Below are 14,104 nucleotides of genomic sequence, written 5' to 3' on the forward strand. Positions count from 1 at the left end.
CCATAAAAATACCGACACCTTATCGTTAGTTCTTTTGTTCTAACGATGGATGTCGGTACTCTTAAGTCTGTTTCACTGTTCAGTGATAATTTCTAAAAAATACTTTGATATTGATTTCTGTTTCTATAGACTTGTCCTTAATTCATCTCTACAAGAGATTGCAATATCTGTGCCAATTCTGCTCTTGTAATATCATCTTTGTACCCGAACGTTCCGTCCGGTCTTCCTTTCATGATACCTAAAGATACTACCGTATCAACACTGCTCTTCGCCCAAGGACTTGCAGTCTTTGAGTCTTTCAATACAATCGGTGTTGTCATTTCCGGTTTTTTATCTTTTAGGAATTTTTCCAACACAACGCATATTTCTTCTCTTGTCATACTGTCTTGTGGTCTAAAGTAACCGTTATATCCTACCATAAGGTTTTTATTACTTGCCCATACTGCATAAGGCGCATAGTAATCACCCGGTTTTACATCTTTAAACGGTATCTTACCGTCTTCCAAACTGTTTCCTGCAAACTTACCGAATGCTGTAACAAACTCTGCTCTTGTAAGAGTCTTATTCGGTGAAAAAGTATTGTTTGATGTTCCTACAAAATAACCTTTTTGCAGACATGATGCGATTGCATTTCTTCCCCAGTGATTAGAGATATCACTGTACTTTTGAACGATTTGGTCTATGCTCAAACCTGCATTTTCATTTCCGCTCAAAGTATTTGGATTGTCTGTATTCAAAAGCTGTTGTTTACCTGTGTTAGGTAGCCCTTTATTGATGTTCTCTTCCACTGTGGATGATGAGCCTCCTCCACCGGATGATGAACCACCACCGGATGGCGGATTATCTTGCCCCGGTTTTGCTTTCCAAACTGCATTTGCGGTAAGGTCTTGATCTACTGTTATCGAATCTCCCGCTCTATACAATTTGTCATTTATGTTCCAACCTTCAAAAACATAACGATCTTTTTTCACTAAGTTGGTTGCATCCGGAAGACGATAAATAGAACCTTTATCAATTTTTACTGTTTTTACAATTTTACTCTTTATATCCGGATAAAGTGTAATGGTTACTTTTTCTTTTTCAACCTTATCTTTCCACAACGCTTTTACATTCGTATCTTCTTCAACATACAAAATATGTCCGGGTTTTTGTTGTTCTTTCACTTCTTCACCCTTGCTATCTGTTGTTACAACTTCCCAGCAATCAAATTCTTTTTCACTTGGCGGTGTAATGTTGCTAAGATATGGCAAGAAACAGTCTTCGCCTTGATTGATTGTCAGTTCATTGCCGGTATCAAACAGCTTACCTTTTCCACCGTTCAAATCAAAAGTAACTTTTTTGGTTTCTTTATTTACCTCTCTTAACTTTTCACCATTGTAGGAGTATTCTCTAACCGTTTTATTTTTCGCATAGTCAGACGCTGTAACAACTATTTTCCAAGGTTTGTCTGTTTGCGGATCTTCCAATTTGTTCTCACCTTTTGTGACAGCTTTTCCGTTCACAGTCACAAATGTTTCTTGAAGTCTTCCATCTTCACCGGAAGATATTTTATCAGTAATTTGTATCGTTACTGCAGAAGATTTACTTTGAGAAGAAAGTGTATACAACGGATTTGTTATACTGTTATCTTCCTTGATTTCTATTTCAGGTTTTTTGTTATCAACATAGATTTTATATTGACTCGGCATTTGTTTTTTTGTTTCGCCGTCCAATGTTTTGAAACTTTTTTCAGGGAAGGTGTTACCGGAATAATCTTTGATACCGATATCTAAAACATCTCCGTCTCTTACATCCGTAGTGAATGAAAAATCTCTTGTGTTGTCAACTTTCAAATCTCCATAGATTAGATATTCATCAATGATGTGGTGATTCATTCTAAGTTGCCACATGAATCCACCCTTATCTCCTATTGTTCCTCTGATTGTCATAGGACTTGTCTTGGAATAGATGATAGGCTTATCGTTTAACGGTACATAAGGATTGAATGTGTCCGGATCCAATTCAAATGTGACAGGGTCTTTGTCAAAGTATACACAACGACCTTTTTCAAACACCAAATTTTCTTCCGGAATCTTCGTTATCTCTCCGTTTGAATCTCGTTCAACCCCGACAAAATTACCTTGACTATCTACATCAGGTTTGTAGATTTCAAAACGAAGGGCATTGAATCCTTGCAAAATATTGATATCTATAAATCGTTCTCCATTTTTGCCCTCTTCTCCAAAGTCATAATCCTCTTTTGTCATTTTACTTGGATCGATAGCATACACCTTATCAGATAGTGCTTCCAATGACATTTTTCCGGCATTATATGAAACAATTCTGACAGCATAACCTTTTTTCACTTTCAACTTATCTTTTAACGCAAATAACTCATGTTCTTTTTTGGTATCTTCATTTCTGACCTTTTTACCTGTCGGTACTGCAAGTATAGTAGGTTGCCCTTTTTCTCCACCGGCTATACCGCCATTACCGTTCCCTTTCAACTCTTCGATATTTCTAAGCATGGAGCTGTATGCTTTGTAATCATCGCTACCAAGCAACGGATCTGTAGGTTTATCGGATTTCTTGGCATCCGGCATAATCAAAGTCAATTGATTGCTTTTTTGATCGTTTTTGTTTACCGCCCAGATGTATACCTCTCCACCGTCATAGTTAAACGGATTGGAATTGGTTTCAACATCTTTTCTGTTTCCGTAAAAATCAAATTTCATAGTATGTTGATCTTTGTCATATGCAAAAGTCGAAATTTCTTTTTTCGTTTCTTTGCTTATCTTGTACATATTTTTTGATTGGAAATATACCTTTGTATTCCTATCAACATTCGTTAAAGAACCGATTACGCTAAAACCGTCATTTTCATTTAACTCTATTTTGAACTTACCTTCTTTTTCCAAATCTTCCGCAGAAACATCTTCATATTGCATTTCAAATATTTTGCAACCTTTTTTTGTAGCATACTCTTCCGGATTTCCGGATGCTTCTGCTTCAGACCAAATAAATTCAATAGGATCTCCATCTTCAAGAACTTTCGTGTGATAGTTTTTGTTTTTATACTCTACAACATCATAATATTTAGGGTTACCGCTCTCATCTTTGATTGTGCAATCCTTTCCTGTTGAAGTCCATGTTTCCTTCTCTTCACGAGTCCAGGTTGACATATTCATCACGGTTACCTTTGTAAATTCTTTTCCCTTCGGTTTTTTTCCTTTCATTTCTCCTATGGTAGATGTATCTTTATCTACAGAAACAACAGGTTCACCGTCTACAGACTGTTCATTTTCTTCGCCTTGTTGCGGATTTTCAGGTTTCGGCAAGTTTGGTGTATTACCTGATTTAAGCTCTCCGCCTACAATACCTTCCCCTATCTTTTTGAATTGTTTTTTATCGGCAACATATTCATTCAATGTGTAATGCAATTTGTTGTCTTGCGGATCTAAAGCATCGGCAAAAACAACTCTCATAGTAGGAGCGAAGTTTCCTGCACCGTCTACCGCAACGATTTCCATCGTTTTTCCTACCAAGTCATGATTTGCATCTCTAATCACATATTCACCGTCAGATGTTCTCACTACATTAAAGTGCTTTGTAACATAACCGTTATCTGCATTGACAAAGCCTGCACCTACATACCAAACCTTACTGTCTGCTTTCTCAAACAGTTTTTCATGTTCCGGTCTATCCTTGTCTTGTTTTTGCTCTCTAAAGAAGTACACTCCATTTGGAGCACTGCTCAAATCTTTTGCTTTGTGATAGCTGTCAGTTGCTTTTATCACAATATGATCTGCATCGCTCAAGTCAATTCCGTCAATCGTAGGAGATGTATTGTCCACTTTGATTGGAATTGTAGTTTTTTGCCATGGATAATCAGGTGTTAAACGATATTCAAAGGTGTAATAATACAATCCTTCCGCTACCTGATCCAAGTCTCCTGTGATATCTCCATGACCCAAATCTAAATGAGAGTTGTAGACAGTACCGTCCCATTTCAAGTCGCCCCAAACTTTTTTGAATCCGTCTTTCAATCCTTTTGCAGTGTTTCTCTTGGAGTTCAAGATTCCTTTTACAAAGTGTTGTACCGCCATAGTTCTCAAGTTTCTGCCTTCTTCATTTGTAATATAGATTTTGGAATCTGAAGCAGAACGAAGTACCAACGGCGATGGAGTAAGACCTGCATTATTTACTTCAAAATCATTTGCATCAATTTCTTTTTCTTTTCCGTTTTGGTCTACTATTTTCAGTTTCTTTTGTTTTCCGGAGATTAAATTACTGTCGCTGGCTTTTGATGATGTCGTATCCACAGCTGTATTCATAGCAAAGTATTCCGGATCTTGTTTGAAGTTCGGGTTGCCGTCTTCTGTATTTTGAATCACACCGGCAGGGTGGAAGTTATCAACACCATGCTCTCCACCTGCACCGTAGTTTAAGGTTCCCGGACGTTTCGGTTTTCCGTTATCGTCAAATACTGTGATTGTTCCGGAGAGTGAACCTTCTTCCCATGCCCATTTATCTATGATAGGCTCTTTGTTCCAGTCTCCCGCAAATCCCATCAACGGCATAGAGATTGACGCCAACTGTTGATTGTGAGAGGTGAAGTTGATAAATGACTCTACGAACTTATCGGCATCCGCTGCAGAACCAGTGTTGATTGTCGCTTCTAATTGGTAAGAACCGCCGGCAGGTACTGTGATTTGTCCGTTTTGTGTTTTGAAGATGATTTCAGCACCGTCTACCTTTGCAGGGTGAATTTCCGCTACAACCTGTTTTCCTTCTTTGTGCTTTTCATCTATATACTCTTCATCAATTTTTGTTACCTTTTTTTCTCCGTCTGTTGTAACAGGACTTGCAGTGACATCAAATATCACATCTTTATCGCCTGTATTATAAAGGTCAATCGTAAAGTCTTTGGAGCCGCCACGAATTTCTTTCAGCGATACGGCACCGTAAGAATTATATTCTCCTACAGAGTCTTTTACCTTGAAAGACGCGATAACATCTGTTTTTAGCGCACGCGCTACATTGATTACTCCTGCACCTTGTTGACGAGGAGATGCGAAAAGTGCTGTAGTGATATCCTTATCTTTTGCGGTAGACGGATCTATCATAGGTGTCGCACTGTTTTGCATCACAATTTTAGTAAGACTTGAAAGATCTATCCCTGCGTTCTTTAATGCAGAAGATTTCACCATTTCTTTCAATTTCGGTCTAATCAATACACTGGCTCCCGCAGCAACAGGTGTCGACATAGATGTCCCTGACATATAGGCATAATCATCTTTACCGTTTACTTTGTTCAATGTAGAATAAATATTTTTACCGGGAGCTGAAATATCGGGTTTCAACATCAAGTCTGTTCTTGGTCCCCAAGAAGTAGAACCGGCAGGAACTTGATAATTTTCTTCCCATTTTTGTAACTCATCAGAAAATTCTACATCTAATTCCACAGTGGTTCCTACTTTCGGTTTTCGACTGTTGAACTGTTTCATATCAAGTCTATAATTGTCTTCATCTGTTGAAGATGGTTTCGCATCTGTACCTTTAGGGGTCGCTTTGTTTTGCATCATATCCCAAAGTTCCGCTCCGTCATAACCGGAAAGCGAGATTACCTGCATCGATGTATTTTCGTCTTTTTCATATCCCATAGCAGGTATATTTTCCCAATCATCTCTGTTGTAATAAGAAACTGTATTGACTACTACTACTAATTTAGCTCCCTTATCTTGTACTTTTTTGAACGCATATTTCAAATCTTTTGTGTAAATTCTGTCCATTACAACAATTTTGTTTCTTAAATCGCGTCCTCTAATATCTTCGTCTTGACATTTTCCAAGATAGATAAATTGGTATTTACCTGCATTTTTCTTTGTTTGTTGATCAAGAAATTTCGTTTGATCAAAAAATGCTCCGATTTGGCTATATCGAAAATCTTTCTTCAAATCTTTATTTGCAATTTTTACTGTAGGGAAATACACTACTGTATTTCTCGAAGACCCTACCGCAATCGCATCTTCATGAGCTGCAGTTCTGGTAACATTGCCGGTATCCGTCATTCCCAAGGCATTGTTTGCATATCTGTCCCAAGATGAGTTGGAAGATGATGTTGCAAAGTTACCGGTCGCAACAAAAACAGGTATCCCTGCTTTACGCATAGCTCTGATAGCCGGCCAGTATTTTTCACCTGCAAGTCCCGTACCTGTAAATCCTGATGAGATAGAAACTACATCCGCATCCAATTTGATAGAGTCTTCAAACGCATGGAACATTGTTTCATCGCCTGCAAATGCATTGGATGAATCTGAATACATCTTATATGATAAAAGTTGTGCATTAGGAGCAACACCTTTTATCCCTCTGTTCTTCTCTACAAGATCATTTGTGTCATTTGCCGCCAAGATTCCTGCAATATGCATCCCATGAGGGTCATAATAAGCAGAACCGTTATCATATTTTTCTATCGTATTTTTTCCACCATTCATATAGTTGAATGCGTGAGGAACTTTGTCGCTCACCCAAAATGGATCTTTGTGATTATTTTTTATTTTCATCACAGACAATGCATCCGGATCAATTCTCATTGCCCTATGAGTAGCGTCCATACCGGTATCGATATGTGATATCAACATTCCTCTTCCATCAAAATGTTTGTCTATCGCATTTGCATTGATTGTTTTTAAGTAATCTTCCGTAACATCTTCTATTCCGATGTTTTTTCTTGCGTTGTTCATTAGAGGGCTCAACTGTCCTGATCTTTCGACGGATTTTACACCCTTAATCATTTTCAACGCATCCAAGTTTTTCGGCCATGTTTCTACCGAACACCCTTGAAAAATGATGTTGTATTCATAGAGTACTTTTGTATCCTCTATTTTTTTCAGAGACTCAAGAACAGCCTCTCTATCCTGTGCACTGTCATACTCCACAAAATAAATGACCTTTTCGACTTCAATTTTATCTCCTTCAAGATTTTTTTTGAAATCTTTCAATAGCGGGCTCAAATTTTGTTCATCATTTTCAGAATAAATATTACCGCCCTGTTGTTGCACATCCTCTTGCTTTACATCATTTCCGGTCTCTTCGAATGTTTCAACATTTTCTTTATCATTTACATCAATAACTGTGTCTGCAAACGATAAGCAACCTTGTGACAAAGTAATCGTAAGAACCAAAAAAATGCTTGCTAATCGCTTTTTCATAAAAACCTCCATTCATAAAATTCAATACCGATTTTTAATCAAAATGATTCAAATCACAAAACTGTATCTGTCTTGTGATTTGAATAAGACAAAACTTCATTAAAAAAACGGCTATTGTTGATAATTTTTGATAATGTGTCCTATAGTCGTTTAAGAATTATTATCATTCCCATAATAATACTTGTTAAAAAAATATTCAATAGTAAATTTTATTTTTTTCAAAAATTTTTTGAACATTTTCTTATGTATGCTCGAAATTGTCTTGTTGTAGGTAAACTCATGCAAAAAGACAGATACTGATAAAAAATAAAACGCTATACACATTGATTTCTCAATATATATAGCGTAATTATGCACACCTGACGAAAAAAGTTACAAAAAACTTCAATACTCCATTGCAACGATTATTCGTATCCATGCAAATAGTATAATCTTCTAAACTCGTTGATTTCAAACCGATACTCCGGTGTTACCAAAGTCTCCTTGATTTCAGAAATATCGTACCACGGATTATCGGGATGCGCCGGATTTTTAATCAAATGAAACTCTTGCGCCGGCATAAATCCCTGTGCCAACAAAAACTGAATATTTCCGGCATCGTTCTTACAACAATCAACTACCATTACCACATGTCCCGGACTTCCCGAATGTAAAAAAATATCTCCAATCATCATTTCTTTTAGCGGAATCATTTTTGACTCTTTTTGCATCGAAATGGTTGATGAATATGCAAATATGATATTCAAGTATTTTTCCAATATTTTTTCGTTACTTCCCGGCTCTGCTTTTTTTACCCATTGAGGATTTCCTCGTTCATCAAAAACAACACGATATCCTTGTTTCCAATGGGTATAGTCACACTCGAAACCGTCAACAAAATGAAAACGAATCTTGTCTTCTTCGCCGTTTCGGTACAAATACTCCGCATAAATTCTCATCACAGAATCCGCACACTGTTGCAAGTCTCTCGGTTCCAAATGCATCTGAAAAACTCCTTCGTGATTGGACTGTGAAGTTTTTTCTCTGCCATCGTACAACAGGATAGGACTTCCGTACGGTTTTAACGGATACTCTCTCAAAAATTGTCCAAAGCTATGCTCGTTCTCTGCAACTCTGGTGTATCCGTCCGGAACAAGAACTCTCTCCTGTATGGTGTTTCCTTGCGGATTGAGGTACACTTGTTCTGTCGTCTCTTCTTTGTGTTTATCGGAAGAACACGCACTCAAGCAACACAATGCAAAAACAAATAGAATAACTGCATACTTTTTGTGTTTCATAGACAACCATCCTCCTATCATAGAGATTTTCGATTGATTTAATCTATCTCAAACTAATTGATTCTAAAATTTCTTCCAAAAAATGTTCTGATATTCCGAACATCTCGACAAGTACAACCGACAAAACGAAACCTATCCTTTGTAAATTGCACGACTCGACTTTCAGCATTCATAAAACAGTATCAGTACACTACAAAACCGCCGTTTGGACTGATGATTTGTCCGGTGATAAAATCTGCTTTTTCGGACGCCAAAAATACCACTGTTTCTGCAATATCCTCGGGTTTTCCCAATCGTCCGGCAGGGGTTTCTTCCGCTACCATCCGCAAGGCTTCTTCATCAATTCCCGAAAGCATATCTGTCAAAATTGCTCCCGGCGCAACGGCATTGACCTGAATATTAGACGGTCCCTCTTCTTTTGCCAGCGCTTTGGTAAAAGCCAGAATCGCTCCTTTTGTTGCGGAATAATGCGCCTCGCAGGATGCACCGACCAATCCCCAAACGGAAGAAGTGTTCACAATCTTTCCTTTTTTTCGAGAAATCATGCTCGGAAGAACATATTTGCAACAAAGGTACATCCCCTTCACATTGACATCAAACATTCTTTCCCACATACTTGTTTCTATATCGGTAAATAATTTCATCTCTGCAATTCCGGCATTGTTGACCAATACTTCTACCGGTGAAAATTCCTGTTCAATGGTTGCTATCATCTGTTTGACCTGTTGTTCGTCAGACACATCACATTGCACCACCATGGCTCTCCCTCCCTCACGAATGATTTCTTCCTTCACTTGTTCGGCAGCTGCCTTCTGCTCAATATAGTTAATGACTACTCTATCTCCCTGCTTTGCAAACGCCTTTGCAATCGCACGCCCGATTCCTCTGGAACTTCCTGTTACCAAAACGGTTCTGCTCATATTACTCTCTTCCTTCTATCTCTTTCTTTATTTTCTGTTCTTGTTCCCATCTTACTCCGGAACAAATCATATACACGACTTCATAACGACATTTAAACCAAATTGATCCCTTTTCTTTTATTTTTTCCCTATGTTTCAAAACCTCTGCTTATGAAACAATATTTCCCTTCTTTCCTATCATACACAAAAGAATTTTGATACTCTGATGTTAAGATATGTTCCATCAAAAACGATGATGATTTCGTGCAGATTGATACCCGTTTATTCTCCTTAACAAATCAAAAATAACCTTCTTTACTTTTTGATATTATTTTCGAATTGGTATTATGTTCGAATGAAGAATGTTTTCAAAAAAAACACAACTCTATCTGCAATCTAACGCTTTTCCCAAACGGTAAAGGTATAGTTCGGTGTTGTTCCGTTCCACTCTTTTGACGGATTCTCTTCCGTTTTTTTCCATACATCGGTATCTACTTCAGGAAAAAATGCTTCCGCTTCAACCGGCGTTTCCTCTTCTATGACAGTAAGGTACAACTTGCTCACATAAGGCATAAACTGCTCATAAATCGTATCTCCCCCACAGATAAAAATTTGCTCTTCCGAATGGACTTTCGCATAATCAAGCACTTCTTCGATGCTGTGCAAAATCTCCACACCTTCTATCACTCTGTTTTTTCGTGTCAATACGATATTTTTTCGATTCGGAAGAGGTCGTTTCGGAAAACTCATATAAGTGTTGTAACCGATTACAATGGTATGTCCCTGTGTTGTCTGCTTAAAGTATTTTAAATCCTCCGGCAAATGATACAACATATCATTGTTCTTACCGATGGCTCTCGTTTTTTCCGTCATTGCTACAATCATATACAAATTTTTCATCTGTCCTTATTCCTCCTGTTTCGCTTTTTCCACAAAACCATGCACAACACCGGTCATGACTTCAAGGCAAATATCGGAAGAGGTGTGAAACTCTTTCTTAAATTCTTCCAATCCGCCTTCCAATCCGTCGGCAACCATTTTAATCAAAAGACACGGCACTTGATTTCGATTGCAGGTAAGCACAATCCCCGCCGCTTCCATTTCACAAATATCCGCCTGAAAAATACGATGCAATTCTTGTTTCTTCTCTGCCGTTTCGATAAACTTATCCGCCGATGCACAGACAACCGGTTTCAAATCGACATTCTGTTTTACTGCATCTTGCCACAGCGATTCCGTTGTCGGAATATAGATGGTCGGATACTCCAAGTATCTGCCGACTTCACAACCGTCTGCTACAGAAGTGTCAAAATCATAGTGTACCACTTCTTTTACAACACAGATTCTATGATGTGTCATCTCCTCTGTCAACGCACCAACCACTCCGAAGTTCAAAATCAGATCGACATGATAGACACTAATCAGTAATTGCGTGCCTGCCGCAGCGGCAATCTCTCCCGCTCCCGTATGAACAGCATAACACTCCCAACCGTCCATTTGGTACCGCAACACTTCATATCCTACATAAGAATCTGTTTTGTACGGTTCTCCGTATTTTCTTTTCAAAGCCTTCAGTTCCACTGCAACCAGCAATCCTATCTTTTTCAACAATCTCTTCCCTTCTGTCGGTCGGCTTTTCGTTCTGTTAAATCGCCAATTCAAACTTGAAATTCGGTTTGTTCGGTTCGTAATTTTCTAACTTAAAATCTTCCAATGTAAAGGTATAAAAATCCGTTTTGTCCGTATCCAACACCAATCTCAAATCGGTACAATCTTCTTGCCCTTTTCGTTCCAACATCTCTTTTACCTGTTCGACATGACGGTCGTAGATGTGTGCATTTTGCACAAGGTGACAAAATTTTCCGAGTTTGAAATCGCAGTGTTTTGCAACCATCATCATCAACGCAACATATTGAAGTTTGTTGATTGCGTTTGCCACCGGAACATCGGAAGAGCGTTGAATCAAAGTCATGTCCAAGATTCCGTCACGAACACTCCAGTGTGTTTCCATTGCACAAGGGAACAATCCGTCTGTCTCTTGAAAATCCTGATATTGATACAGATTGATAATGTGACGTCTGCCGTAAGGCTGTGTCTTAAGACCGTTGAGCAACTTGTTCATCAAGTCATATCGTTTTACCGTTGCACCGTATCGTTGACCGATTGTTCTGCTCTGCTCTACTTCCCAATCGTTCCACCAATGAATATCATATTTGTCTTCCAGTACATCCAAAGAGTTGGTTTGATCTTGATAAATCCACAAAATTTCTTTAATAGAAGACTTCCATGCAATATGTCGAAGTGTCAAAATCGGAAATTCTCCTTTTTGCAAATCGTATTCTTCCCAAACTTGATTGACAAAGTAGGTGTGAGAAGGTGTTCCGTCGGCATACTTCGGTCTTACCTTTTCTCCTTTTGTGTTGTAACCTTCTTCCAAAATCCGAGTGCATAGTTCTTTAAAATTCTTATCCGCCTTTGTCATTGATATTCCCTCCGCTTATTCTTTTTCATATGACAAAACATAATCTTTCTCAAAATTTCTCCACTGTTTTTTCGATTTTATTCAAATGAAAAATTGTTTGCTGTTTCTTCTACATCAATCAAATTTGCTTGATTTGGCTGTAATGTATAGATTGTATCCTTGCGCTCAATGACTACTGTCGCTTTGTCGGACAATTCCTGATCCATCTTGATACTGTCGAGCAACTCTCTTGCCGGATTGATTGCAACAGGATTTCCCACTCGTTTCAGCATTGCAAAATCTCCGTGAGTATCTCCGTATGCAAAACTGTTCTCCAAATCAATATTGTACTTCTCTACAAAATAGTCAATTGCACCGTTTTTGCTGGTAGAATCCCACATCGGAACAACTTTTCCCGTGAACTTTTCGCCTTCATAGATGTACTGACTTGCCTTAAAATCGTCTGCTCCATACTTTTTCGCCATATTCTTTACCAAAAAATCCGGACTTCCCGAAATAAAAATTACCAAATGTCCTTCTTTTTTATGTTTTTGCAACATAGAACGCGTAAATTTGTATACTCGATCCGATTTTTTCTTAATCACATATCGTCCGGTAAATTCCACATCCGTCTTGGTCAAGTTCTTTAATTCTTCTACATATACCTTACTCACCGCATCCAAATAGTCTTCATAATCTCCTTGTCGTTTATACCAATCCTTGTATGCCTGTGTCGCGTGTTTTTCAGAAACCATCAAATCAAAATCCAGCAGTGTTCTGAAATGTTCCACCATCAACGAATCACGATAAATTGTACCGTCAATATCAAAAAATGCCACCTTATTTACCATACAAAAACCCCTTTCTTACAACATTAACCGTTTGCCCGTTATCTCATGCACATCTAATTTCAACACCGCAACAGAATTTGCCATCTGTTCGGAAAAATGATGTTCCACTTCCGGTTGATATTGTTTCATCAGATAGGAAAGTGCATTTTGTTTCTCTTGCATGTCTTCCACAAGCGTCAATGTTCCGTTTCCGCAGATACTCTCATATTCCGTTGTAGACTTACAAGGAATTTCACCCAAATGCACTTTGTTCGAACAATTCATTGAAAATCCCGCTTTCGAATTTTGTTTCAGCAAGTCTATCTTTTTTCCCACTTTTGCACCATGAAAATATAATGTAAACTTTTCTTGTTCATACATTACACCGAAACTGAGAGGAACCACATACGGATACTCTTCATCAAACAAAGAAAGATTACAACAAACACATTTGCGAATAATTTTTAACAGTTCTTCATGATTTACTATCTCACGATCTTTTCTTCTCATTTTTGTTCCTCCTCATTATTTTATTATCATTTCTTCCTTACCACGAACTGATTCATGATAAATTACCTTATTATAACATATAAAATATTAGCAAGAAATCATAAATTGAAGTTTATAATATCCTGTTACTATGATATAATGGCATAACTCAATGAATACAATCAAAGTATGAAGTTTATTATTTACCGGTATATGTACGAAAGGAGATTAAATAATAGAAATGCGTGATGAGATTGTATTATCTAAAGATGAATATATCAAAATCCTGAATACTTTAGAAAAAGTAATTTATGTCTTGCATAGAAGCGAAAGTCGGGATCATCCGGATACAAGAGCCTATTCTTTAGCACTTGGTTGTGAACAGATGAACATAACAGACAATCTGTTGAGTGCAAGAGATATTCTTTATACTGCTATATCCCAAAAAGAGTATGACGAGCTTGATGATAGCGGTATGTTGGATTTTGAGAGGATTTTTCTTACTGACGAAACCGATATTACTATCTTAAGACAAATGCTCCTGCCATATATCACAAAATGGGAACCGGTCAAACCGTAATATGGTGATAACTGCAATGAAGTCAGTTAAAGTGTGAAGTTTGAGCTTTCTATTTTATCATAAACACGAAACCCTCATTAATTAAGATGATAATAAGAATTTGCTCTTTTTGATATTAATATCATTTGTTCACTTTTTCACCGTCATACATGATATCTACACTTTCAAACAGTGTTTCGTATCACTACGGAAACCTTCATTGAACTTGTATCAATTTGAGTCGGAAGGAAATACTTTTTTCCATATTGTTCTGAAATATTATTCTGACGATAATCAAAACAAAGTCTGAGTATCATAAAACGAGGAACGGTAGCTGACTCTATGACAGAAAGCAAACGAGCCGGATTGCAGGAAACCAACTACAGTAACTACTGT

At 37.7% G+C, this 14,104-nt stretch carries 9 protein-coding genes; 1 reads left to right on the top strand and 8 read right to left on the bottom strand.

Annotation, left to right across the window (positions count from 1 at the left end):
- Positions 1–137: 137 nt before the first annotated feature.
- The 8 genes from HMPREF0389_RS07850 to HMPREF0389_RS07885 all read right to left on the bottom strand — a co-directional run bounded on the left by HMPREF0389_RS07850 (position 138) and on the right by HMPREF0389_RS07885 (position 13,170).
- Positions 138–7,193 (bottom strand): S-layer homology domain-containing protein, encoded by a 7,056-nt coding sequence (locus tag HMPREF0389_RS07850; protein WP_014263091.1) that lies wholly within the window; start codon positions 7,191–7,193, stop codon positions 138–140.
- Between the two features lie 404 nt (positions 7,194–7,597).
- Positions 7,598–8,470: a DUF4846 domain-containing protein gene (locus tag HMPREF0389_RS07855; protein WP_014263092.1), complete on the bottom strand. Its 873-nt coding sequence runs from the start codon at positions 8,468–8,470 to the stop codon at positions 7,598–7,600.
- A gap of 182 nt (positions 8,471–8,652) precedes the next feature.
- Positions 8,653–9,390, bottom strand: coding sequence for an elongation factor P 5-aminopentanone reductase (gene ymfI, locus HMPREF0389_RS07860; RefSeq protein ID WP_014263093.1), 738 nt, complete (start codon positions 9,388–9,390; stop codon positions 8,653–8,655).
- 375 nt (positions 9,391–9,765) lie between these two features.
- Positions 9,766–10,269, bottom strand: a complete 504-nt coding sequence (locus tag HMPREF0389_RS07865; RefSeq protein ID WP_014263094.1) for a dihydrofolate reductase — start codon at positions 10,267–10,269, stop codon at positions 9,766–9,768.
- A gap of 6 nt (positions 10,270–10,275) precedes the next feature.
- Positions 10,276–10,977: a 5'-methylthioadenosine/S-adenosylhomocysteine nucleosidase family protein gene (locus HMPREF0389_RS07870; protein ID WP_014263095.1), complete on the bottom strand. Its 702-nt coding sequence runs from the start codon at positions 10,975–10,977 to the stop codon at positions 10,276–10,278.
- A gap of 37 nt (positions 10,978–11,014) precedes the next feature.
- A complete protein-coding gene (locus tag HMPREF0389_RS07875) occupies positions 11,015–11,851 on the bottom strand; it encodes a thymidylate synthase (protein ID WP_014263096.1) in 837 nt (278 codons plus the stop codon).
- 77 nt (positions 11,852–11,928) lie between these two features.
- Positions 11,929–12,681, bottom strand: coding sequence for an HAD family hydrolase (locus HMPREF0389_RS07880; RefSeq protein WP_014263097.1), 753 nt, complete (start codon positions 12,679–12,681; stop codon positions 11,929–11,931).
- A 15-nt stretch (positions 12,682–12,696) separates the two neighbouring features.
- Complete coding sequence (locus tag HMPREF0389_RS07885) at positions 12,697–13,170, bottom strand: pyridoxamine 5'-phosphate oxidase family protein (protein ID WP_014263098.1); 474 nt, start codon at positions 13,168–13,170, stop codon at positions 12,697–12,699.
- Between the two features lie 220 nt (positions 13,171–13,390).
- Between HMPREF0389_RS07885 and HMPREF0389_RS07890 the strand changes: the two genes are divergently transcribed.
- Positions 13,391–13,729 (top strand): hypothetical protein, encoded by a 339-nt coding sequence (locus tag HMPREF0389_RS07890; protein ID WP_014263099.1) that lies wholly within the window; start codon positions 13,391–13,393, stop codon positions 13,727–13,729.
- The last annotated feature ends 375 nt before the right edge of the window (positions 13,730–14,104 follow it).

The organism is Filifactor alocis ATCC 35896, from assembly GCF_000163895.2.
In the GTDB taxonomy this organism is placed as follows: domain Bacteria; phylum Bacillota; class Clostridia; order Peptostreptococcales; family Filifactoraceae; genus Filifactor; species Filifactor alocis.